Genomic DNA, 23,612 nt, shown 5'->3' with positions numbered 1-23,612 from the left:
CATGTATGCGTGTGTTGAGGCGATGCGCGCGCAATTCGGCGAGCGCGAATTGATCGCTTTGTCGGATCGTGAGCGCACAGGCGTCGTTGACAGTGCGGTGGTGAGCGCTGCCATCGACGACGCATCGAGTGAGATTGATAGCTATCTTGCCGGTCGGTACCGCTTGCCGCTTGACCCTGCGCCGAAGATGCTCTCGCGCGTATGTTGCGACATCGCTCGCTACCTCCTTTGTGGCGCAGATGCCCGTATGACCGAAGAAATCCGACAGCGCTACAAAGACGCAACAGGCTTCTTGAAGCTGGTCGCAAATGGTGACGTGACGCTTGGGGTCACCGCAACGGGAAGTGTTCCTGAATCAGATAATCCGATTCAGTTCGAGTTCGGCGCGCGCGTGTTCGACCGTCGATGCAGGTGAGCATGTGGCGTACGTACCGATTATCACCGCGATCGAGCTTGCGATTGTCGACCGTTTGAGGCGCGGGCTTGGACGCATGGTCGATGAGGTGAGCACTTACGGGGGCGAATTCGATGACGATGAATTCGATACGGTCATTCGCAGATTCCCAGCGGCGTGGGTGACGTTCGGTGGAGTGCGCCGCACAGAGCCCCATTCGGCCGGAAGAACTAAGTGGCGTGCCGAGGCCACGTTCGTCGTGATGGTGGGTGCGCGATCGCTACGCAGCGAGCAGACAAGTCGCCACGGTGGCGCGGCCAAGGCGGAAGTCGGCACGAACTTGATTGTCTCGGCCGTGCGCTATCTACTGAATCAGCAGGATATGGCATTGCCTATACGCGAGCTTCAGCCAGGTAGCATTCGCACGCTTTTTAACACTCGAACGCGCGACGAGGCGATCTCCGTATTTGCGCTTGAATTTCACACGGCGTGGGTCGAAGACAGCCTCTTTCTAGGGGCGTTTCCTCATGGCGTGAGCGAAGGTTCGCTCGCGCGTGCCTTCGAGGAGTACGGCGGGCAAATCGATCCACCGCCGGCTGACTGGAAGGCAACCGTGCTGCGGTATTACCTGAGGCCGCAAAACGAAAACGCGCCGGATGCCGAGGATCGATTAGAGCCGAAGGAGAAGTCATGAAAGTAATCGCCCGCGCCGGATTGCGTGTGCCTCACGAAGATGCGCCACGCAGGTACATCACCGATACGAAACGCGTGTGTGTCCCCTCAAGTTTCTACTATCTGCGCCGCGTGGCCGATGGTGACTTGCTCGTGGTCGATGAAGCGGCCGATGTTCGTAGTGACAAAAACAGCACGAAAGGAGTTTAATGAATGGCAAGCAAGAATATCTCCTTCGACACTATTCCCTCGGGCATTCGCAAGCCCGGGAAGTACTTCGAGTACAACACGAAGCTGGCGGTGCGAACGCTGCCGACCAACGAACAGACGGTTCTCATCATTGGACAACGAACGGCGTCCGGTTCGATCCCCGCATTGCAACCTGTCAAAGTGTTTTCAGGGGACCAGGCCGCGACGTATTTCGGCTCGGGCTCGCTCGCGCACCTTGCAGCAGTCGCTGCGATTAAAGCCAATCCCTATGTAGCGCTCACGGTCATCACCGTTGACGATGCGCAAGAAGCAATCGCCGCCAAAAGCGCCATCGCGCTAGACGGTAAGGCTGAAACCGAGGGCTTAATTGTCGCTCAGGTGGGCAATTCGTCCGTGACGATGAATGTGCGCCCAGACGAAACCGGCGCGGTCCTGATGTTGCGCCTGTGCATGCTGATCAACAAGACGTCCAGCTTGCCGGTGACAGCGGAAATCGCCGCAGCGTCTGGCCCTGACCACAAAGATTCCGCGCAAGTCACCGTTGCAGGTCAAGAGAAAAAGCAGATTGTTCTGTCGGCAAAGAATAAAGGCGCTTGTGGAAATTTTATCCAAGTGTCGTTGAAGGGTGATATCAAGGGGCTCAGTGTGGCCACATCGCCAATGATGGGCGGCAAGATCGATCCGCTCATGTGCGAAGCCCTCGCGGAGGTGGTTGGTGGAAGATACGACCTCTACGCCGTTTGCTGGCCAAGTAAGGCATTTCTGCTCAAGCTGCGCGAATATCTCGACCTCGTCTCGGGACCATTGGAGCAGCGACCGGGCATTGGTGTAGCAGGAATTTCTGCAACGCTCGCTGAGGCCACGACGCTCGCGTCCGAGGTCAATGCTGCGCGCGTCACGCTGGGGTGGCATCCTGGATCGTTATGCGTTCCAGCTGAGATTGGCGCTGCCTACGCCGCCGCTATCGCCAGCGAAACGGATCCGGCACGGCCGCTCAACACGTTGCCGCTGAAAGGTTTGGACGTCACGCCCGTTCAGAAGCAAGCGGGTCGTCAGGAGCAAGAGGCGGCGTTGCACAACGGCATAACGCCGTTCGAGGTTGGTCCAGGAAATGTTGTGCAGATCGTGCGTTCCATCACGACTTACACCAAGGACTCGCAAGGCATCGACGATCCGGCGCTGCTCGACATCACGACAATACGCACGCTCGATTACTTCCGTAAAGCCTGTCTTCAGCGCGTCGCGCAACGCTTCCCTCGTGAGAAATTGTCGGACAAGACGCCAGCGAAGGTACGAAGCGAACTGCTCGATGTGGCGTACAAGTGCGAGGAGCTTGAAATTTTAGAGCACGTCGATGCAAACAAAGACAAGCTGATCGTCGAGCGCGACATGCAAGACGCAAACCAATTAAATGCGGCGATCCCGTGCGACGTGGTGAACGGTTTGCATGTCTTTGCTGGACGCATCGATTTGTTCCTGTAGTCCACGAGCACATTCGTTTAAGGAGCCAGTTATGGCATTGGAAGAATATGTCGGCGCGATCGTTCTCGAAGTCGACGGGCGCGAGGCCGAGGTCGTCAGCGTGTCGCCGACCTCGCGCACTGGGAAAAAGCCGGTTAAAACGATGAATCGGACCGGCCGCGTGAAGGGCTTTGCACGTGGAGTTGAAGAGCATGAATTGAAGGTGACCGTGGTCATTCCGCTCGATGCTGAGGAAATCGACTGGTGGCACATGGAGGGCGGAAAACTGACCCTTCAGCCTGCGAACGCGCGCGGCCAACGTGTCAGCTATTACGACTGCGTCACGCTCGACATGGGCGATCAGTACAACGTCGATAACGAAGCGCGGCGCGACCTCTCCTTGTTCTCAACTCGACGGGTGACAGAATGAATCACTTCACACAATGCGATTCGCTTGAATACGGCATCGAATATCCCGATGGGAGCGGTGAATATCATTTCAATTTCGAAATCCGCCTGCCCACTGTCGATGACAACATCAAAGCCTACGAGCATCCCAGCATTCTCGGCGGTGGCGTTTCGAACATGCGGGTCAATGTCGCGATCCTTGCATCGTGTCTTCTCTCGCTTGGCTCCATTCCGAAAGACGCCATCACTCCGGAGCTGATCGGCTCCGCGGTCGATGCCGACTATGACAAGTTGGTCGCCGTCCAGGAGATGATCAAAAAAAAGCGCAAAGCCATGAAGCCTGCCTCCGCGAATTCCGGCGAGTCGTCCTCATCCTCGGGCAGCACGGCTTAACTGAAACGCGCGTTCGTGAAATGACCCTGCCGGAGTTCGATGGCTACTTGAATGCGCTCACAGAATTGCGTGGCACTGGGCAAGGTAGGCGTGGGCGCACAGTAGAACCCACCTTCAAAAGCCTGCGGCGCAAACGCATGAGGAAATAAGCACCATGTCTCGTGACTTATTGGTTGGCTTGACTGTTCGCATGCGCGATCAAGTATCAGCGCCTGCGCAGCAATGCGAGCGCAACGTGCAGCGTAGTACCCGCCAAATGGCGCAGGCGATTCAACGTGAGGCAGCGCAAACGCAAGCGGTCCAAGACCAGGCGAGTCGTAACGTCATGAGCCAAGCGCAGCGCCTGAGCGACGCGCGTCAGCGCCTCGGCGCGCGCGCTGAGCAATCCATTCGGCGCGATATCGATCAAACCCTCAATAAGTACACCCGTCTTGCCCAAGCCGGCGTTGTTTCGTCAGCAAGTCAGGCACATGCTGTAGAAGATGTCCGACGCAAAGTCATCGGACTCAATCGGGAGTTAGGCAAAACGGTGCAGCAACAAGGGCTGATTGCGCGCGACGCGCATGGCGTGTTGCGCATCGGCGAAACACTCGCGGGTGGGTACGCTGGCGCACGCGTGCTGTCTGGACCGATCGGGCAGGCAATGCAATTCGATCAGCATTTGGCGATGATCGCTAACACGAGTTACCGCAATCTCGCGCCCTCGGAGCGCGTCGGTGCGACCGGCGAACTACGCTCGGCGATCTATCGCGCGGTGCGCGAAGGCGGCGGCTCGCTTGAACAGGCGGTAGCCTCGTTAGAGAAGCTCATGGCCCATGATGCGCTTGGGCACAAGGCGGCTTTCGATCTACTGCCGCAACTCCAGCGCGGCGCGGTCGCTGAGGGTGCGGACCCGACTGACCTTGGGAATGTCGCCGTCAAGGCGGTTCAGAATCTGCGTTTCAATGAGCACGATACGGGCCGCGTCTTGGATATGGGTGCGGTTGCCAGTCACATGGGCGAATTCAAGTTTCCGGATTTGAGCCAATACCTACCGGCGCAAATGGCCGCTGCTGGCAACGCTGGTCTTTCTGGTGCGCGAGGATACGCCAAGATTCTCGCCCTCAATGAAACAGCGATGTCCACGGCGGGAAGCTCAGGCCAGGCGGGCACGAACGTGACCGATCTGCTCAATCAGCTATCGGGGCGTGAATTGAGTCACGCGGCCAAGCGCGCTGGGATTCCAAATTTCGATGAGGTCAAAATGCGCACGCTCGCGCGCGGCGGTGATGTGCTCGATGCCGTTGAAGCGACGATTCATACGCTCTTTGCGAGCGATCGCAAATATCAAGACATCCAACGTAAGTTGCGAGCGGCCAAGCCAGGCGAGGATAAAGAGCTCCTCACCAACATGGCAAATCTGTTGCAGGGCTCAGCCATTGGCAAATTATTCGGTAATCAGCAGTCGGTGATGGCACTGACTGGATACATGACGCAGCAACATAAACGGCGCGAAGTCTACGATGCCGCGATGCGCGAGTGGGAGCGTGGTGGCGGCACGATTGCCAGCGACTTCGAGGTCGTCAAGTCAATGGATGGCTTCAAGGCGCAGCAGCTCAAGAACGAAGCCGAGATTGCCGAAATGGACGCGTTGCGTGGCCTCAATCATCAGCTCGGCGATGCAGCTTCAAAACTTTCGGACTATGCGCGCGCCTACCCAGGCTTGACGACAGCCATTGCAGGTACCACGCTCGCATTCGAGGGCCTGACGGGTGTACTGGCGGGTGCGGGATTGATGCGCTTGTTGACAGGCGGAAAAGCTGCCGCTGCCAATTCGGCTGCCGCCGAGGTAAGTCAAGCGCAGGCAGGCGTCGCAGGACTCGTCGGCGCGGGCAGTTTTGGTGCGCGATGGGCCGAGAAGCTCCGCGGGCTCGGACGCTTGGGTGTTCCGCTTACGTTGGCTGCGAGCGGCATGGAAGCGTTATCCGTCGCAGGAGACGGCACACGCTCAGCCGACCAGCGAAAAGCTGGCTATGTCGGTGTTGCCGGTGGTGCACTTGGCGGACTGAGCGGTATGGCCGCAGGTGCGGCAACTGGCGCGTTGCTCGGCTCGTCGCTACCTATCGTTGGGAACGTGGTCGGCGCAGGCGTGGGCGCGGTCGCTGGCTATCTTGGTCACGATTGGGGCGAGAAACTGGGCAAGATTATCGGGGATGCGATCTTTGCGCAAAAGAAAAACGAAAAGCCGCCAGTCGTCGAAAGCCATGTGAGCATCAACCTCGATGGGCAGCATCTCTACGATTTTGTCACGACGGCCGGCCAAAGAGCCGCGCTAAGGCATTGACATGGCGTGGAAAGACTTGCTTCTTGATGCATCCTTCCGAGGCGTAACGTTCGACGTATTACGTACCGAGGATTCTATCGAGCGCGACACGGCTGCGCACGGCGTGCCTCACGTTGACGGTGAGGACATTGAAGACTTGGGACTTAAGCCTCACGAGCTCAGTATCACTGCGATCTTCTTTGGCGACGATTACGAACTGCGAATGCGGCGCTTGCTTGACGCCCTGGCGATGGCCGGTCCGGGCGAATTGGTCCATCCGGTTTTCGGTTCGTTACCGAGCATGCAGTTGCTCAGTGCCCATGTTGTGCATGATGCAGACAACGTGGATGCGTGCCGCATCGACATGCGGTTTAAGCGTTCGACGCCCTCGAACCCCTTCTTCACGGGGCAGCATCCGGCGCAAGCCGCCGACGCGCTCGCGCAACATTCGGTCATAACGCAGGACGCTGGAACCGCAATGTTTTCGAGAGCGTTGGACAGTTTGCATGCGGCGCAAGCCGGCTTGCGCCGCTTGAACGCGCTACGCGACCTGCTCACTCAAACGCTCGCACCGTTGAGGACACTCGCAATTGGTTTTCGAAGCGTCTCGTTGGACTATTTGGTCTGGCCCGGTGCGTTCGTGTCCGATATGGCGGGAATGCTCAAGGCGATCACCGACTTGAGGTCGTTCGATCGAGCCTTCATCATGTCAGATTGGAAGGATGCACAACAACAGATTCAACGCGTTCTGCAACTGCCGTTGACACGTCCATTCGAACGCGCAACGATGCGCGACACCTCAGCTCGAACACAACGTCGATCCTTGCATGCTGCCGACCCGACTGACGCCCAGCTAGTCAAAGCGGTGGTCTCGGTAGTCGTTGCCTCACATATAGCGGAACTTGCCAGCGACGTTCTGGGTAACGAGATCGATACTCCGACTCTATGTCCTGATCACGTTGAGCAAATCGCTAATGACACGCGCAGAATGCTTCAGTCTGCCATCGATACCGTACGGGGTGCTGCATCGGTTGAGCATGCTCGTCCAACAATCGAGGCGCTTAAAGACACGGCGCAATCCGTGCAAGTGCTCGCGATCAAAGTAATCGATGCTTTGCCTCCTATCATCTCTCGGGCGGTTGTCGCACCGACCAATCTCACGTTGTTAGCGCATGGCTGGTATGGCGACTATGCACGGTTCGCGGAGCTCGTGCGGCTCAACCCGCAAACTCGTAACCCAAACTTCATAGAACAGGGAACGGTTATCCGTGGCTTCGCACAGTGAATCGGTTGCTTTGCTGATCGACGCAAAAGCACACTCGGAGTGGTCTTCCTATTGGATTGACTCGGACTTGCTCACACCCGCCGATGCGTGGGAAGTACGGCTTTCGCATGGCGCAGGCGGCCCGTTATCCGTTCAATGCGGATCTCGCGTCCAGGTTAAGGTCGGCCGCGATACCGTGCTTATTGGCCATGTCGACCAGGTGCGCCGCCGTACGAGCAAGGATGAGAAGACGCTGACGATCAGCGGCCGCGACTTGGTGGGCGTGCTGCGCGACGCGTCCGCTCCCGTATTTACTGCCCGGCAGGTCGGCTTGGCGGAAGTTGTCGCCAATGTTGTCAAGCCTCTGGGTATCACCAAGATCCGCATAAGCCGAGCCCAACCTCACGCCGCGTGGGACAGAATCAGCATCGAACCCGGCGACTCTGCGTGGGACGCGCTGGTGCGAGCGGCGAGCGCCGAAGGCTTGAGTCCTTGGTTCGATCCGGACGGCACGCTCGTTGTTGATGTGCCGGACTATCGTTCGCCACCCGTTGCGACATTGGTGCTTCGAAAAAATGGTGAAGGCAATAACGTGGAATGGTTCGACGAGGATATGTCGTTCGCCGAGCGCTTTTCTGAAGTTACTGTGCTTGGGCAATCTCACGGGACCGCCAGTGCGCTTGGACAACATGCAATCAAAGTCACCGTGAAAGACAAAACCGTGACCACGTATCGTCCGAAAGTGGTGGTCGACTATGATGCGCCGAATCTGGCTGCCGCAGAAGCGCGGGCGCGCAAGATCATCTCCGATTCCGCGCTTGCGGGCCATACGTTGCGCGCCGGTGTGCAGGGGCATCGAACGCCAGACGGTCTGCTCTGGAAACCGGGGCAGCGGGTTAACGTCGTCTGGGAAGAGCACGGCCTCGACGCCGTGTTTTTCCTGATCGCACGGCGGCTCTCCGGTGGTCGCCGAGGCGGCACGCGCACCACTCTTACGCTCAAGGATGATGGCGTATGGATCGCCGGCAACGCATCGCACGGGTCCCGACGACATCGGCATAAGCGTAGTGGCCCATCGCTCGAGGTTACCGATGCAGTCATTGACGCGAGCATCATGAGATGATCAAGGACATCGACAAACGCATCATGCGCGCGCTTGCCGGAATTCGGCAGGCGTTCAGGGGCATTGTCAGCAAGGTAAGTACCGAAGGGCCGGTATGCACGGTCCGGGGCCAAGCTCTCGCCAACGAGGATACGGTGGATCTTGAGATGTTTCAGCATTACGGCTTCACGAGCGCTCCCCCGACCGGCGCTATGCAGATCATTCTGCCGCTCGGCGGCAGGACAAGTCATGGAGTCGTGATTGCTACCGAGCATGGTCGGTATCGAATGAAGGCCCTGAAACAGGGCGAGGTTGCTATCTACACGGACGAGGGCGATTCCATTGTGCTCAGTCGCGGACGGGTCACCACGATTCGCACCGGAACGCTCAACATCCAGGCCAACGATGCGGTCAATATCGACAGTCCTTCCGTGAACGTGCGGCATCAACTGAACGTCGCCGAAGCAATCGTCGGGCGAGGTGGTTTGTCGATCACGGGCGGCGATGGCGCGAACGTGGAAAGACTTAACGCCAAAGATGACATTCAAGTCGGCGGAAAGAGCGTCAAAGGCCACCGTCACGCTGTTGAGGGAAAAATCTCCGGTACGCCGATCTAGCCCGGTGTCCGCTCAGGTACTGACGACATTCAGCACGTCAGAGAAGTGCGCGTCCGTCATAGTGCCAATATGGACGCGCTTCTTGATTCCTCAACCGGTGGGTATGCCGGCCGCCAAACAACCTCGCTTGCTAACGCGGTCTACCTTCGTCTATCCACGCCGCTAGGCGCATGGTGGGCGGCGCCTGCCATAGGTTCTCAGTTGCATACGCTTGCTCGTGAAAAAGATACGCCGCGCGTGCGTCGCCTGGCTGTCCAATATGCCGAGCAATCGCTGGCTGCGCTTGTTCGCGATGGCCGAGCGGGAAAGGTGTCGGTCGCGGCCGATCCTCCTGCGGAGGCTGCCACCGTTCGAGGCGTTATCTACCTTCGTGTCGAATTGATCGATGCGCTGGGTCGAACACAGCATTTCAATCATCCCGTGAAGGTAGCTTGATGCCCGCGACCATCCTCGCACTCGACCAGATTCGAGACAGCATACTTCGCGAAATTAGGAATGGGCGCTCGGAGGCGCACGTCGGTCCGGATTCCGATTACTTTGTGCGTGCAAGTAGTGTCGCGAGCGCCGTGGAGGGACTGTACGCACATCAATCCTGGATTGCCCGACAGATTTTCCCCGATACGGCCGATGAGGAAAACCTCATCCTGCATGCCCGGCTTCGAGGCATCGAGAGAAAGCCCGCAGTCGCCGCCAGTGGCACGGCGCTCGCCACGGGCAAACCTGGTGTGCAAGTGGCAAGCGGATTGGGCGCGACGTTTCGAGATGGGACGGCCTATGTAACAACAGGCGGCGGCGTCTTTGATCAACACGGTCAGCTTGTCGTAGACGTGCTGGCGCTTGAGGCTGGCATAGGCGGCAATCGCCAGAAAGATGATGTCCTGTCCCTGACGATTGCACCGCTCGACGTGAACCCGACGTTGAAGATCATCGATGTGCGCGGTGGTACGCTGATCGAGTCACTCGATAGTCTGCTTACTCGCCTGCTGCATCGAATCCGCCGCCCTCCGGCTGGTGGCACCAAGCACGATTATTGGCAGTGGGCGATGGACGTGCCGGGCGTTGCCGCCGCCTACGTTTATCCGCTGAGGCGAGGACTTGGTACGGTCGATGTGGTGATCACGACCGAGAATGGCCTGCCATCTGACGAGGTGATCATTGCGGCACAAGCCCATATCGACGATCAGCGTCCGGTGCGCGCTAAAGACACCCGCGTGATTGCACCGACAATCGTCCCTTACGATGTGGTGGCGAAGATCAGGGTCCAGGGAAGCCACACCGACTCATCTGAAACGACTCAAGGTCGCCTGCAAGCGGCAAGAGTCGCGATCGAACAAAGTTTGAAAACGTTCGACGCGGCCATTGAACCGGGCGCGACGATCTATCGCAATCGCATCGGCGGACTGATCAACGATACCCGCGAGGTTGTTGATTACGTCATCGAGCGGCCAAATGAGAACGTCGTGCCGATCGTTGACAAGAACACGGTGCAATGGTGTCGACTTGGCGAAATAAAAATTGAATTGATGATATGAGCGATCACGCAACCTTGCTCGGGCGTCTGCTTCCACTGGCGTCTTACGATCCCCGGGAGGCGAGTGTCGCGATCGAATTGAATGCGGAAGGAGCGGCGCTAGATCGATGCGTGGCGGATGCGCAGCTCATCACCAATGCGATCACGCCGTATTTCGCACATCAGCTGCTACCGGATTGGGAGCGCGTGTGCGGACTGACCCCTAGCGCGGATGCGACGCTGCAACAGCGTATCTCAGCGGTGGTTGCCAAGATCAGCGAGACCGGCGGCATGTCGATCCCGTACTTCAAACAGATAGCGAAAGCGCTCGGTTATCGAATCGAGATCGCCGAGCCGGAGCCATTCAGGGTCGACGAGAACCACGTCGAAGAGTCAATCTGGGTCGAAGACATTATCTATCAGTGGGGCGTGATCGTTCACGGCGCGCGCGCGCTGAGCTATCTTTTTCGCGTTGACGAAAGCGCGGTTGGCGAGCCGTTATCAACGGTGTCAGACGTAGTGATCGAAAAAGTGTTTCACGATCTCAAGCCTGCTGACACGAACGTCTATTTTATCTATCTGGAAAACTGAGTATGCAGCGCATCAACACCCCGGATGGCAATTTCAGCGCGGGCGATCCATCCGCTGGCGTGAAAGGCACGGTTTTGACAAGGGACTGGGCGCAGTCGATGCAGGAAGAGGTCGCGCATGCTGTCGAGCGATCGGGGCAAAAACTCGATTCCGACGACAACGAACAGCTGTATAAGGCGATCATTGCCCTTGCACGCGGAGTTGTTCCGACACGCGTGGGCGAGATCGTCTTGGAGATGCGACGTGAGGCACGCGCAGGCTGGTTGCTGCTGGATGGCAGCGAGCTCAAACGGGCGGATTACCCCCAACTGTGGGCGTATGCGCAAGCAAGCGGCGTACTGCTGAGCGAGAGCAAGTGGCAACAAGCGCGCGGCCATTTCTCCGAGGGGGACGGCAGTCGTACATTTCGCATCCCCGACCTGCGCGGAGAGTTCCTTCGCTGTTGGGCGGACGGCTCCGCAACCGACGCCGGACGCTCGCTCGGTTCATGGCAAGACAGCTCAAATCGTCAGCACGCTCACCGCGCGTCCACTGGGGGCGCTGGCGCTCATGTGCACAAGGCATGGTCGGCGCCGTCCGGCAAGCATGCTCATCAAGGCAAGACCGCCCCGGTAGCGGATCACCAACACGTCTCACCGTGGGGTGAGAATCCCGGTCAATACAATCCCCCGTGGGGCACCTGGGGACAATCCGATCAACTGGGCGCACACGGAAACGACCGTGACAACGTTTGGGGTTTGACCAGTCCCTCTGGCAAACATGACCACCCGCTCTCGACTGACGAAGCCCCCGATCATCTGCATAGCGTCGGCATGAACTCAGCTGCTGACCATGAGCATCCTGTAACGATTGAGCCTACGGGGGAGCTGGAAGCCAGGCCCCGCAACATAGCAATCGCCGCGTTTATTTGCGCGCGTACAGCATAAGAAATCGGAGGACGGCCGTGCACACGATCTACCACTATGACCCTGACACGGGTGCCTTCGTCAGTGAAGGCAGCCCGCGCGTTGATGTGCTGTATCCGCAGGCATTGCTGATGCCGGCCTTCTCTACGACGGAACCGCCGCCTGAGCACGGTGTACGTCAGTGGCCGTTCTGGCGAAATGAGCAGTGGTGTTTGTTGCCCGATTACCGAGGAGTGAAAGTTTTTTGTACGCGTGATGGCAGCCAGAGTTCTCTCGATCAGCCAGGCATAACGCCCGACACGGTTGGACTCACCGAGACCGCGCGGCCGGGTCCTGAGTACATTTGGTCAAATAGCGCATGGGTCATTGACGAAACGTATCGTGCCACGCAGCGCCGGGCCGCCGCAGAACGTGAGTTTGAAGAGCGTCTTGAGCGAGCCGAGAAGGCGTTGAACGAGGCGCGGCTGACTGCTTCACTCCAGGAAGACCGATTCCTGTCACACGCTCGCCAGGCCGCATGGACCGATTACTGGCATGCGATTGTGGCGAGCCGTTCATCAGAACGTTTTCCGGACGCCAGCTGGCCCGAAGCACCTACGGCCGAGTCGATTGTCGCGTTGGCAGATATTCAACGGAAGGCTTTTGAGGACGAAAGCGCTCAACGAGAGGCCGAAGCAGCGGCCGAGCAACAACGGCGCGAGCAAGAGCAAAAGCAGTGGGCGGAGCGAGAGCGGCAAATCCGTGAAGACGAAAGCAAGCGCGGTGAACATCCCGTCAGTTGATTGGTTCGCTTTGAGTTGTGTAGCAGCTTGCCAATCTGAAAAGGCGGCGTGCGCAAGTTCGCCCACGCCGCATAGTCATCAGTAACATCGAGGGCTTATGGCTTTTCAGCTTCCGGCGCGCTGGTCCCCGCATTGAAATCGCTCGATAGCACCATTTTGTCGCCCTGCGGCTTGCGACTAAGCAGCGTCTCAAGCGTCCATTTGCCGAGAGCCCAAGCTTGCCGATCTCCGAGCGTCTCCCAGTCGAGCAAATCGTCCGAAATGCTTTCGGCGACAACGATGCGTTCAATCGCGCTCCAATCGACAATGTGACTTACCACGTGACCCGTACTTGCATCAACGCTAAACACAACGGCAGAGTTGCGTTGCGCGAGCAGCTTTTCATGACGCAGCATCGATTTTATGTCGAACTGGTCTGGCACATTTTTGATGCGGCACAGACAAGCGTGCTCAAGGATAAAACGAAGTTTTATTTCGTGGAGAGCGATAACAATGCCTTCGTTCTCAAGTTCCCGCAGCGCTTTTTCCAGAGCGTCAAGATCAAGGTCTGTCGCCTCGACCGGCAACCCACCGGCGCGGCACTGAGGCAACAGCTCAGCGATCCGCTTCTCTAAGGTGGCTCGATCGTTCATTTCGATTCCTTTAAGTTAGGTTAATAGCCACGACAAGCGTTGTAGTCGTTAAACGCTTTTCCTTTGCAGATAGCGCTTGGCGGGGTATTGCCGTACCTCCTGTTACACGCGTCGCACGCTGCATCATATTGCCGTTTACACATAGCCTCTCTCCATTCAGGAATTTTGGACGCTCCTGCGTTCGGGTCAGGATTCTGGGTTGGGGATGGGAGCTCTGTCGGGACAGGGTCGGCAACCGAGACGTTGCTTGCCGCTTGAGATGCTACCAAAAGGCCCAGAGCGATAAATTTAAGCAGTCTTCCCATTTATCTGATCAATAAGAAAAACCTCATACAATCAGCCTTTGCTTAAATCATGCTTAAAAGTGGCGGACGGTATGCGGCTCCCTAGCCTTTGCTCAAGAGGCCGGTGGGGCGGCTTGTGCGCGGTGTTATTGGCAGAGATTTTTCTACCGACCGAAAGCTCGGAATACGACGCAGTCGCGGGTACGGGTTGATGTTTTGGTCTCAGCGGTGAACCCTCCGGCCCGAAAGGAGGCACCGCATGTAAATTGTGACAAATCGGGCGCAAAGCAAGTGTGCCCCGCAGTGTCAAATCTTGCGCAAAACGATGTCAAAACGACTGCAACGTTACAGCAAAAAGCCCGGTCACGACGAGGACCGGGCTTTTTGCATTAATTCTTTGGTGGGGCGTGAGTGACTCGAACACTCGACCTACGGATTAAGAGTCCGCTGCTCTACCAACTGAGCTAACGCCCCCAACACAGAAATGAAATTATAGCGGGGTTATTTCGAAAAGCGCAAGTCCTTCGCCCGAAAATTTTCGCATCGCACCAACGGCCAGCCCGCGAATCAAAAACGTCCCGCCCGGTATCATCACGCACACAGCATAAAAACTCACAGCCATGGACGACTCCGCCATTCGCAATCTGCTGGACACGATCCTCGCGCCGTGGGTCCGCGAACTGCATCTCGCGCCGCAATCTTCCACGGAAGATTCGATCACGCTGCGTCTGCCGCACGCCGATCATCTGCGGCACGCGGGCGGAGTCATCTGCGGTCAGGTCTTCATGGCCGCCGCCGATACCGCGATGGTCGTCGCCATCTCCCACGCAATGGGCGGCTTCGTTCCCATGACCACCGTCTCGCTCAACACGACCTTCATGCGCCCGGTCAAGTCCGGCGATGTCCTCGTCACCGCGAAAATCCAGCGACGCGGCCGCAATCTCGTCTTCGGCGAAATCGAGCTTCGCGGCGACGACGGCGAACTCGCCGCTCACGCGACCACGACCTACGCACTCATCAACCCGACGCATCAGCAAAAGGCTTAAGCAGCAAACATGTTCGATCAAGTCGTATTCGCAGGCGGCGGCAATCGCTGCTGGTGGCAGGCAGGTTTCTGGGACGTCATCCAGCCGCAACTCGATCTCAAGCCGCGCATCATCGCGGGCATCTCGGCGGGCGCGGCCACCGCCTGCATGCTCTACACGAACAACGCGCAATGGGTGATGAAGTACTACGCAACAGCCCTGAGCGGCAACACGAAGAACGCCTATTGGGGCAACGTGCTGCGCGGTCAGTCCGTGTTCCCGCATTACCGCATCTACCGTCAGGCGCTGCTCGATATTTTCGCGGAACGCTTCGGCGCGCTGCAAACGGCGCCGGAGATTCGCATCGGCGTGTCGCATCTGCCGCGCTGGCTCGGGGCGCGCAGCGCGGTGGCGGCGGGCATCATCGCGTATAACATCGAAAAGTACGTGCGCAAGACGCTGCATCCGACGCTCGGCACCGCGCTCGGTTTTCATCCGGAGTTCGTCACCGCGCAAGAGTGCGCGACGCTGGAGGATCTCGCCGACCTCATCCTGCAGTCGTCGAGCACGCCGCCTTTCACGCCGATTCTGCGGCGCAACGGTCGTCCCGTGCTCGATGGCGGCATGGTCGATAACGTGCCCGTCTCCGCGCTCGATGCATCGCCGGGAACGGTGCTCGTCATGGTCACGCGGCTGTATCCGCGCGAGCGCATGTTCGTGGTGCCGCACGGCGAGCAGCGACGCATCTACGTTCAGCCGTCGCGCAAGGTGCCAATTTCGAGCTGGGACTATACGAGCCCCGCGCAGATGCAACACGCGTACGATCTGGGCCGCGCCGATGCCGACGATTTCCTCGCGCATCTGCCGCGTCTTCTGGAGGCAGCTTCACATCTCGACTAGAGCCAAGGAGCAGAACGTGGCGAAGAAGCACACCTATACGCTCAGCGTCGCGTGGACGGGCGATCTCGGTTCGGGCACGTCCGCCTACGACGCTTATTCGCGCGACCATCTCGTGCGCGAGGCGAACAAGGCCGCGATAGAAGCGTCGAGCGATCCCGCCTTTCGCGGCAATCCTGCGCGCCACAATCCGGAGGAGTTGTTCGTGGCGTCGGTGTCGTCGTGTCACATGCTCTGGTACTTGCATTTGTGCGCGACCAACAAGATCGTCGTGACCGGATATGTCGATGAAGCCATCGGCACGATGCAGGAAGACAAGGACGGCAGCGGCCGTTTCATCGACGTGACGCTGCATCCGCGCGTGACCATCGGCGCGGGGAACGACGCCGAGTTAGCCGCGCGTCTGCATGAAGACGCGCATCGCTATTGCTTCATCGCGAACTCGGTGAATTTCCCGGTGCGATGCGAGCCTTCGATCGAGGTATCGACGCTTTAGCGAACGCCGCGCGGCCGCTCGCTCTTGCGCTCAACGCCGCCGCGCGTGCTGCAACGCTTCCGGGTTCGACACGCTCGACTTGTCGCCGGCGTCGAAGGCCAGAATGTTCCTGAACGCCGCGCCGAAGTAGAGCTCGTAACTCTCGCGCTCTACGTAGCCGATGTGCGGCGTGCATATCACGTTCTCCATGCGCAAGAGTCCGTAGCCTTGCAGAATCGGCTCGCTCTCATAAACATCGGTTGCGACCATGCCCGGCCGGTTGTGATGCAGCGAATTGAGCAACGCGTTCTCTTCGAGCAGTTCGGCGCGGCTCGTGTTGACGAAGAGCGCGGTCGGCTTCATGCGCATGAGGTCTTCCGTTCGAACGATGCCGCGCGTTTCATCGCTCATACGTAGATGGACGGTGAGCACGTCGCTCTGTTCGAAGAGCGCTTCGCGGCTTTCGGCGACGGCGAAGCCATCGTCGCGTGCTGCCTGCAACGAATGCTCGCGGCCGAACACCAGCACATTCATGCCGAACGCCTTGCCGTAGCCCGCGACCAACTGGCCGATCTTGCCGTATCCCCAAATGCCGAGCGTCTGTCCGCGCAGCACTTGTCCCAAGCCGAAGTTCGGCGGCAGTGCAGACGTTTTCAATCCAGATTGCTGCCACGCGCCCTGTTTGAGATTCGCGACGTATTGAGGAATGCGCCGCTGTGCCGCCATGATGAGCGCCCAAGTAAGCTCGGCCGGCGCGACCGGCGAACCCGTGCCTTCGAGCACGGCGATACCGCGTTCGGTACAAGCGTCGATGTCGATATGCCCGCCGCTCGCGCGCCCGGTCTGGCTGATCATACGCAGCTTCGGGCACTTGTCGAGAAGCTGGGAGCTGATGCGCGTGCGTTCGCGAATGAGCACGAGGGCATCTGTTTCCGACAGTCTGCTAGCCAACTGTCCGAGCCCGCGCACCGTGTTATTGAAGACCTTCACCTCATGGTCATCGAGCAAATGGAAGCAATCGAGCTTCCGAACGGCGTCCTGGTAGTCGTCGAGAATGGCGATTTTCATGTGCATTGATTAGCTTTTGTTGGGCATCAAACGTGCTGCTCGATTGAACTCGCGAGACAATGAATCACGCACTAACTTCGGGTAACTACCGATGAATATGCGCTTCATCCATGTACGCGCTGCATCACGGTAGGCGTGTGACGCGGTGTTATGCTTGACTCCCAATTTTTGAACGACCGCGAACGAATCCGCTAAAAATAAAGAATCACGGCGCACACTGCGGAAAACGCGGTTAGGCAGGAGGAGACAGGCCACTTAGTATCTCTTTTTAACAGTTTGTTCCTTTAAGGCGCAAGGCGCAAAGTCGCTCGCTTGAGCGCCTGAGGGACCCACGCCCACGACGCGCAAACGGCTCACGAACCGTTCTTCATGCGCCAACGCGCATGAAGCGCCCGGCGGTTCAGTCGCAAAAAGCCTCTCGCATGCAGCGTCGTTGGGCCACCGGTTTTCATTGCAGAGAACGGAGAAGCTCGATGAACCAGCCCGCAGTAGTCGAAGACAACAAAACCGCCGCAGATCTTAAAGCACCGGCCTATGTACGACATCGAAGATTGATCGATTGGGTGCAGCAGGTCGCGGCCCTCACGAAGCCGGATCGCATCGAATGGTGCGATGGGTCGCAAGCGGAATACGACCGCCTTTGCGAACAGATGGTCGCCGCCGGCACGATGAAGAAGCTCAACCCCGCCAAACGCCCCAACTCTTTTCTAGCCTGTTCCGATCCCACGGATGTGGCGCGCGTCGAAGACCGCACGTTCATCTGCTCGCAACGCCCCGAAGACGCTGGTCCCACGAACAACTGGATCGACCCGCAGGAAATGCGCGTGACGCTCGATGGCCTCTTCGATGGCTCGATGCTCGGCCGCACGATGTACGTCGTGCCGTTCTCGATGGGCCCGCTCGGTTCGCCGATCGCGCACATCGGCGTGGAGTTGTCGGACAGCCCGTATGTGGTCACGAACATGCGGATCATGACGCGCATGGGCCGCGAAGTGTACGACGTGCTCGGCGACGACGGCGAGTTCGTGCCGTGCGTGCATTCGGTCGGCGCGCCGCTTTCGGATGGCCGCAAAGACGTGCCCTGGCCGTGCAACGACACGAAGTACATCGTGCACTTTCCGGAATCGCGCGAGATCTGGAGCTTCGGCTCGGGATACGGCGGCAACGCGCTGCTCGGCAAGAAGTGCTTCGCGTTGCGTATCGCATCGACGATGGGCCGCGACGAAGGCTGGCTCGCCGAACACATGCTGATCCTCGGCGTTACATCGCCTGCCGGACGCAAGTACCACGTCGCGGCGGCGTTTCCTTCGGCGTGCGGCAAGACCAATTTCGCGATGCTGATTCCGCCGCAAGACATGAACGGCTGGAAGGTGACGACCATCGGCGACGACATCGCCTGGATCAAGCCCGGCCGCGATGGCCGTCTCTACGCCATCAATCCGGAAGCCGGCTATTTCGGCGTCGCGCCGGGCACGAGCGAGAAGACCAACTTCAACGCAATGGCGACGCTCAAGGAAAACGTGATCTTCACCAATGTCGCGCTCACCGATGACGGCGACGTGTGGTGGGAAGGCATGACCGATAAGCCGCCCGCGCATCTCACCGACTGGCAAGGCCGCGACTGGACGCCGGAACTCGCGAAGGAAACCGGCGCTAAAGCCGCGCATCCGAACGCGCGCTTCACGGTGTCGGCATCGCAATGTCCGTCGATCGACGCGGACTGGGAGAATCCAGCAGGCGTCGCAATCGATGCCTTCATCTTCGGCGGCCGGCGTTCGAACACCGTGCCGCTCGTGACCGAGGCACGCGACTGGAAAGAGGGCGTCTACATGGCCGCGACCATGGGCTCCGAAACCACGGCGGCCGCTGCCGGCCAGCAAGGCGTCGTGCGCCGCGATCCGTTCGCGATGCTGCCGTTTTGCGGCTACAACATGAGCGACTACTTCGATCACTGGCTCAAGATGGGCGAGCGCCTCGAAGGCATGAACGCGAAGTCGCCGAAGTTCTTCTGTGTGAACTGGTTCAGAAAGGGCGCGGACGGCAAGTTCGCGTGGCCCGGCTTCGGTGAAAACATGCGCGTGCTGAACTGGATGGTCGGGCGCATCGAAGGCACGGCGGCGGGCGAGGAACACGCGTTCGGCATCTCGCCGCGTTACGAGGACATCGACTGGGGCGGCATGAACTTTACGCGCGAGCAATTCGAGCAGGTCATTTCCGTCAACGATACCGCCTGGCGCGACGAGCTTGCCCTACACGACGAGCTTTTCGCGAAGCTGCATCAAGGCTTGCCGGATGCGCTTCCGGAGGCCAAGGCGGATATCGAACGGCGTCTGGCAGCCTGATTTCCGTCGTTGCAAGCGCTCCGTGATTACGCTCACGGAGCGCATCAATCCCTAAATGCGAATCTGCCGATGCCGGTTCGCATTTTCTTCCGCTAACCCGCCAAAATTGGCGCGGCCAGCTTGACCAAAAATCTCGGCTTGTGGCGCGTGCGTTCGAGTGTTGTGCGGCCGACAACAATCGGTGATCTTTCGTTCGCGTAAGCCATGATTTTCATCGGAAATTTCCGAAAAAACTCCGCGCCCTCGCAACTTCTGCACGAAATCGCTAGTCCTAGGATAATTCTGAATAGCTTTTCAGCAGAAATTGAAAGCCGCCTCGCGGCAGGAGTTGTCCCATGGATCATTTGCAGTCGATGAGAGTATTCATTCGCGTGGCCGATCTCGGCAGCTTCGCCCGCGCGGCGAACGCGATGGATATCTCCAATGCGGTGGCAACGCGCCATGTCGCCGACCTCGAAGGTCGCCTCGGCACGCGTTTGCTGAACCGCACGACGCGCAGCCTTTCGCTCACGGAGTCCGGGCAGGTTTATCTGGAGCGTGCGCGGCAGATTCTCGATGAACTGGAAGATGTCGAGCAAATGGTGGTTGCGCGGAATCACGAGCCAATGGGTTCGTTGAGAATTGTCGCCCCGGTGGTGTTCGGTCTGCATAATCTCGCGCCCGTGTTACAGACATATGCACAGCGCTATCCCAAAGTCGTACCGGACGTGACGCTCGTGGATCGTCAGGTCGATCTGGTCGAGGAAGGTTTCGATGTGGGCATCGTGATCGCGCGGCAAGTGAAAAGCGCGAGCGTTGTTACGCGGCGTCTGACCACCGGCTGCATGACCGTTTGCGCCACGCCCGCTTACCTCGAATCGCACGGCACGCCAACGCGCCCCGAACATCTGCTCGAGCATCCGTGTCTGAGCTTGCCCGCCGAGTATTGGGGCGATGAACGCGTGTTCACCGGCCCGGACGGCGAAGTGCGGGTGCGGCCGACCAACGTGATCATCGCGAACAACACGGAAATGCTGCGCCAGTTTGCGCTGCTCGGCATGGGCATCGCGATTCTGCCGAGCTATCTGATCGGCAACGATACGACGCGCGGCCAGCTCGTACGCCTGCTCGGCGACTTCCAGTTGCCGCAAGTGGAGATCAACGTGGCTTATCCGAGCCGTCGGCATCTGCCGGCGAAGGTGCGCACGTTCATCGATCACCTTGTCGAGTATTTCAGCCAGACGCCGAATCATCAGCTCGGCGAACAGTGGATTCGCGATGGCATGGGCAGGCCCGCGGTATCGACTGCGCCGCCGCCGCACTACGGGCGCGCCGAAGAGGAAGTGGCGTCGCGTTCGAATCAGAGTGAACTCGGCCCGAAGCTGGCCAAGCCGACGCGTCCGCGTGGCCGCTTGCCGGCGGCGTCGCCATACTGAACACGGCTGCGCCGCCAATGACAAAAAGCCCCGCGAATTGCTTCGCGGGGCTTTTTCTTTTCGACGCGAGCTAAAGCTAGCTCGTCTTGCGCGCAGCGGTCTTTTTCACCGCGGCTTTCTTCGCAGGCGCTTTCTTCGCCACGGCCGTCTTGGTCGCGGGCTTGGCGCGCGTCGTCTTGGCGGCTACGGCGACATCGCTATCGCCTTCGTCGCCGTTATCGGCTGGTGCTTCCGTTGCCGCGCCGCGCTTCGCTGCCGTCTTCGCGCCGGGCTTGGCTTCCTTCTTCTCGAATTCGAAGCCGATCTTGCCGTCCGGCTGCTTGACGAGAAACGCCTTGAAGTTGCGGCCCGTGCGCGACGACTTGAAGTTGGTCAGCAAGTCGGTGCGTCCTTCGTTCAGCAGCTTCTCCATCTGCTCACGCGCGATTTCCTGTTGCAGGATGACCTTGCCCGAGCGGAAGTCGCAGGTCTTCGGATTCGCGACGTAGTTCTCGCAGACGTAGCTCATGCCGTGCTCGTACACGCGCGACTGGCACTTCGGGCACGCGCCGACCGGCGTCTGCTCGGAAAAGTCGGGCGGTTCTCCGTCTTCGCCGCCGTTGTCCTGACCGAAATCGAACTCGAGCTTGAAGTTTTTGATCTCGTCGTCGAAAGCGAGCTTCAGGATGGCCGAGAACGGACGGCCCATCTTGCTGCGGAAACCCGACAGCGGTCCGATGGTTTTCTCGCGCAACAACTCCTCGACTTCAGGAATCTCGAACTGACGTCCGCCCGGAATCTTCGAGATGGAAAATTCGCACTTGGTACACGCGAAGCGGCGATAGTTCTCCTTCACCTGCGACTCGCAGTGCGGACACGGCGTTTCGAGCGTGGCGTAGTCGCCTGGGATCGTGTCGGAGTCGTACTCCTTCGCGCGCTTGACGATGGTCTGCGTCATGCGGGCGATTTCCTGCATGAACGCATCGCGATGCAAATTGCCGCGCTCCATTTGCGACAGCTTGTGCTCCCACTCGCCGGTCAGTTCCGGCGCCGTCAGTTCCTCCACGCCCAGACCGCGCAAAAGCGTCATCAACTGGAATGCCTTGGCAGTCGGAATCAGTTCGCGGCCTTCGCGCACCATGTACTTCTCGCCCAACAGACCTTCGATGATCGCCGCGCGCGTGGCCGGCGTGCCGAGCCCTTTCGCAGCCATCGCTTCGCGCAACTCTTCGTCTTCGACGAGCTTGCCCGCGCCTTCCATGGCCGAGAGCAACGACGCTTCGTTGTAGCGCGCGGGCGGCTTGGTGACGAGACCGTGAGCGGCGACCTTGTCGACATCGACCTGTTCGTTTTTCTGCACCGGCACGAGATTGCCTTCCTCGCCCGCCGCTTCGCGACCGTAGACCTGCAGCCAGCCCGGCTCGACGAGCACCTTGCCCTCGGTCTTGAAGTGATGCCCCGAGACTTCGGTGATCCGCGTCGTCACCAGATATTCCGCCGCCGGGAAGAACACGGCGAGGAAGCGCTTGACCACGAGGTCATACAGCTTCTGCTCGGGCTCGGACAACGCCTTGGGCGCCAGAAGCGTGGGGATGATGGCAAAGTGATCGCTGATCTTCGAGTTGTCGAAGATGCGCTTGTTCGGCTTCACCCAGCCCTTGTCGAGCACTTGCTTTGCGAACGGCAGATAGTTGTTGCTGTCCTTGAGCATGGTCAGCGTGTCCTTGACCGTGCCGAGATAGTCTTCCGGCAGCGCGCGTGCATCGGTACGCGGGTAGGTCAGGACCTTGTGCTTTTCATACAGCGCTTGCGCGAGGCCGAGCGTGTTCTTCGCCGAAAAGCCGAAGCGGCTGTTGGCTTCGCGCTGAAGACTCGTCAGGTCGAAGAGCAGCGGCGACATTTGCGTGGACGGCTTCGATTCTTCCGTCACGGTGCCGGTCTTGTCGCGACAAGCCGCCACCACGGATTCGGCCGCAGCGAGACTCCACAGACGCGAGTCGCGCTGTTCGGGATCGTTCTCGACGCGCTTGAACTTCGGGTCGAACCAGCGGCCTTCGTAAATACCTTTCGCCGCGACGAATTCGGCGCGCACTTCCCAGTAGTCGCGCGGCACGAAGCGGCGAATCTTTTCCTCACGTTCCACGACGATAGACAACGTTGGCGTCTGAACGCGGCCCACGGTAGTCAGGAAGAAGCCGCCGCCCTTGCTGTTGAACGCGGTCATCGCGCGCGTGCCGTTGATGCCAACGAGCCAGTCCGCTTCCGAGCGGCAACGGGCGGCATCGGCGAGCGGTTGCATGTCGGCGTCGCTACGCAGATGCGCAAATCCGTCGCGGATGGCGGCGGGCGTCATCGACTGCAGCCACAGGCGCTGGACCGGCTGCTTCGCCTTCGCGTGCTGCGCAATCAGACGGAAGATCAGTTCGCCTTCACGCCCCGCGTCGCAGGCGTTGATGAGCCGGTCGACATCCTTGCGCTTGAGCAGCTTCGTCAGAACCTTCAGCCGTGATTCGCTTTTCGCGATGGGATTCAGGTCGAAATGCGGCGGAATGACCGGCAGATTGGCGAAGCTCCACTTCCCGCGCTTGACGTCGTATTCCTCCGGGGCCGCGATTTCGAGCAAATGGCCGACCGCGGACGAGAGCACGTAGTCGTCGCTCTCGTAATACTCGTCATGTTTCGTGAAGCCGCCCAGCGCGCGCGCGATGTCGTTCGCGACGGAAGGCTTCTCAGCGATGATCAGGGCTTTGGACATGACTCAATATAGTAGGTATTTGGCAGCGGTCCGATTTGGACTGCATTAACGCCGCTTTATAGCACAGGCTTTGTTCGATGCGCGCCGAAGCACGAATTGCGACGCTCGCCGTTTAGTTCCGCGAGCTTC

The 23,612-nt window shown here is 59.2% G+C and carries 23 protein-coding genes and 1 tRNA gene; 20 read left to right on the top strand and 4 right to left on the bottom strand.

Going from position 1 to position 23,612, the window contains the following annotated elements; all coding sequences use genetic code 11:
* Position 1: 1 nt before the first annotated feature.
* The 15 genes from P9292_RS25560 (at position 2) to P9292_RS25490 (ending at position 12,611) form a co-directional block, all read left to right on the top strand.
* Entirely contained in the window at positions 2-415 is a 414-nt protein-coding gene (locus P9292_RS25560; protein ID WP_309961855.1) for a phage protein Gp36 family protein, read from the top strand.
* A gap of 4 nt (positions 416-419) precedes the next feature.
* The gene (locus P9292_RS25555; protein WP_309961853.1) at positions 420-1,088 is read left to right on the top strand and encodes a DUF1834 family protein; all 669 of its coding nucleotides are present in this window, start codon (positions 420-422) and stop codon (positions 1,086-1,088) included.
* On the top strand, positions 1,085-1,276 hold the full coding sequence (locus P9292_RS25550; protein WP_309961851.1) for a hypothetical protein: 192 nt from the start codon (positions 1,085-1,087) through the stop codon (positions 1,274-1,276). The genes P9292_RS25555 and P9292_RS25550 overlap by 4 nt, the downstream gene beginning before the upstream one ends.
* Positions 1,277-1,279: 3 nt before the next feature.
* Positions 1,280-2,758, top strand: a complete 1,479-nt coding sequence (locus P9292_RS25545; RefSeq protein ID WP_309961849.1) for a phage tail sheath C-terminal domain-containing protein — start codon at positions 1,280-1,282, stop codon at positions 2,756-2,758.
* A gap of 31 nt (positions 2,759-2,789) precedes the next feature.
* Complete coding sequence (locus P9292_RS25540; protein WP_309961847.1) at positions 2,790-3,167, top strand: phage tail protein; 378 nt, start codon at positions 2,790-2,792, stop codon at positions 3,165-3,167.
* Positions 3,164-3,538, top strand: a complete 375-nt coding sequence (locus P9292_RS25535) for a hypothetical protein (protein WP_309961845.1) — start codon at positions 3,164-3,166, stop codon at positions 3,536-3,538. Before P9292_RS25540 ends, P9292_RS25535 begins: the two co-directional genes overlap by 4 nt.
* A gap of 256 nt (positions 3,539-3,794) precedes the next feature.
* A complete protein-coding gene (locus P9292_RS25530; RefSeq protein ID WP_309961843.1) occupies positions 3,795-5,861 on the top strand; it encodes a phage tail tape measure protein in 2,067 nt (688 codons plus the stop codon).
* A 1-nt stretch (position 5,862) separates the two neighbouring features.
* Positions 5,863-7,125 (top strand): DNA circularization N-terminal domain-containing protein, encoded by a 1,263-nt coding sequence (locus P9292_RS25525; RefSeq protein ID WP_309961841.1) that lies wholly within the window; start codon positions 5,863-5,865, stop codon positions 7,123-7,125.
* Positions 7,109-8,227, top strand: coding sequence for a phage baseplate assembly protein (locus tag P9292_RS25520; protein WP_309961839.1), 1,119 nt, complete (start codon positions 7,109-7,111; stop codon positions 8,225-8,227). The genes P9292_RS25525 and P9292_RS25520 overlap by 17 nt, the downstream gene beginning before the upstream one ends.
* Entirely contained in the window at positions 8,224-8,823 is a 600-nt protein-coding gene (locus P9292_RS25515) for a phage baseplate assembly protein V (protein ID WP_309961837.1), read from the top strand. The genes P9292_RS25520 and P9292_RS25515 overlap by 4 nt, the downstream gene beginning before the upstream one ends.
* A 69-nt stretch (positions 8,824-8,892) precedes the next feature.
* Positions 8,893-9,258, top strand: coding sequence for a phage GP46 family protein (locus P9292_RS25510; RefSeq protein ID WP_309961835.1), 366 nt, complete (start codon positions 8,893-8,895; stop codon positions 9,256-9,258).
* Positions 9,258-10,355 carry a baseplate J/gp47 family protein gene (locus P9292_RS25505; RefSeq protein WP_309961833.1) on the top strand — a complete coding sequence of 366 codons (1,098 nt, stop codon included), beginning with the start codon at positions 9,258-9,260 and terminating at the stop codon, positions 10,353-10,355. Before P9292_RS25510 ends, P9292_RS25505 begins: the two co-directional genes overlap by 1 nt.
* Entirely contained in the window at positions 10,352-10,924 is a 573-nt protein-coding gene (locus tag P9292_RS25500; protein WP_309961831.1) for a putative phage tail protein, read from the top strand. The genes P9292_RS25505 and P9292_RS25500 overlap by 4 nt, the downstream gene beginning before the upstream one ends.
* Positions 10,925-10,926: 2 nt before the next feature.
* Positions 10,927-11,850 (top strand): hypothetical protein, encoded by a 924-nt coding sequence (locus P9292_RS25495; RefSeq protein ID WP_309961829.1) that lies wholly within the window; start codon positions 10,927-10,929, stop codon positions 11,848-11,850.
* A 17-nt stretch (positions 11,851-11,867) separates the two neighbouring features.
* Entirely contained in the window at positions 11,868-12,611 is a 744-nt protein-coding gene (locus tag P9292_RS25490; protein WP_309961827.1) for a tail fiber assembly protein, read from the top strand.
* 95 nt (positions 12,612-12,706) lie between these two features.
* On the opposite strand, the gene P9292_RS25485 is transcribed toward P9292_RS25490, so the two are convergent.
* Both P9292_RS25485 and P9292_RS25480 read right to left on the bottom strand, forming a co-directional pair.
* A complete protein-coding gene (locus tag P9292_RS25485) occupies positions 12,707-13,243 on the bottom strand; it encodes a hypothetical protein (RefSeq protein WP_309961825.1) in 537 nt (178 codons plus the stop codon).
* Between the two features lie 682 nt (positions 13,244-13,925).
* Positions 13,926-14,001: transfer RNA gene (locus P9292_RS25480), tRNA-Lys, on the bottom strand.
* Positions 14,002-14,147: 146 nt separating this feature from the next.
* Between P9292_RS25480 and P9292_RS25475 the strand changes: the two genes are divergently transcribed.
* The 3 genes from P9292_RS25475 to P9292_RS25465 are packed head-to-tail and all read left to right on the top strand — an operon-like array spanning position 14,148 to position 15,945.
* The gene (locus tag P9292_RS25475) at positions 14,148-14,573 is read left to right on the top strand and encodes a PaaI family thioesterase (RefSeq protein ID WP_250508436.1); all 426 of its coding nucleotides are present in this window, start codon (positions 14,148-14,150) and stop codon (positions 14,571-14,573) included.
* Positions 14,574-14,582: 9 nt separating this feature from the next.
* Entirely contained in the window at positions 14,583-15,452 is an 870-nt protein-coding gene (locus tag P9292_RS25470; RefSeq protein ID WP_309961823.1) for a patatin-like phospholipase family protein, read from the top strand.
* A gap of 16 nt (positions 15,453-15,468) precedes the next feature.
* On the top strand, positions 15,469-15,945 hold the full coding sequence (locus P9292_RS25465) for an OsmC family protein (RefSeq protein WP_309961820.1): 477 nt from the start codon (positions 15,469-15,471) through the stop codon (positions 15,943-15,945).
* Between the two features lie 30 nt (positions 15,946-15,975).
* Here the strand turns inward: P9292_RS25465 and P9292_RS25460 are convergent, their stop codons facing one another.
* The gene (locus P9292_RS25460) at positions 15,976-16,992 is read right to left on the bottom strand and encodes a D-2-hydroxyacid dehydrogenase family protein (protein ID WP_309961818.1); all 1,017 of its coding nucleotides are present in this window, start codon (positions 16,990-16,992) and stop codon (positions 15,976-15,978) included.
* Between the two features lie 473 nt (positions 16,993-17,465).
* Here P9292_RS25460 and P9292_RS25455 point away from each other — a divergent pair, with 473 nt between their 5' ends.
* On the top strand, positions 17,466-19,334 hold the full coding sequence (locus P9292_RS25455) for a phosphoenolpyruvate carboxykinase (GTP) (RefSeq protein WP_309961816.1): 1,869 nt from the start codon (positions 17,466-17,468) through the stop codon (positions 19,332-19,334).
* 335 nt (positions 19,335-19,669) lie between these two features.
* Entirely contained in the window at positions 19,670-20,749 is a 1,080-nt protein-coding gene (locus P9292_RS25450) for a LysR family transcriptional regulator (RefSeq protein WP_309961814.1), read from the top strand.
* A 76-nt stretch (positions 20,750-20,825) separates the two neighbouring features.
* Here the strand turns inward: P9292_RS25450 and P9292_RS25445 are convergent, their stop codons facing one another.
* Positions 20,826-23,483: a DNA topoisomerase III gene (locus P9292_RS25445; RefSeq protein WP_250491639.1), complete on the bottom strand. Its 2,658-nt coding sequence runs from the start codon at positions 23,481-23,483 to the stop codon at positions 20,826-20,828.
* Between the last annotated feature and the right edge of the window lie 129 nt (positions 23,484-23,612).

Origin of the sequence: Caballeronia sp. LZ001, from assembly GCF_031450875.1 — a bacterium.
Taxonomy (GTDB): Bacteria; Pseudomonadota; Gammaproteobacteria; order Burkholderiales; family Burkholderiaceae; genus Caballeronia.
The sequence above is the reverse complement of the archived record's forward strand: the minus strand, read 5'-3'. Positions and strand labels throughout refer to the sequence as shown.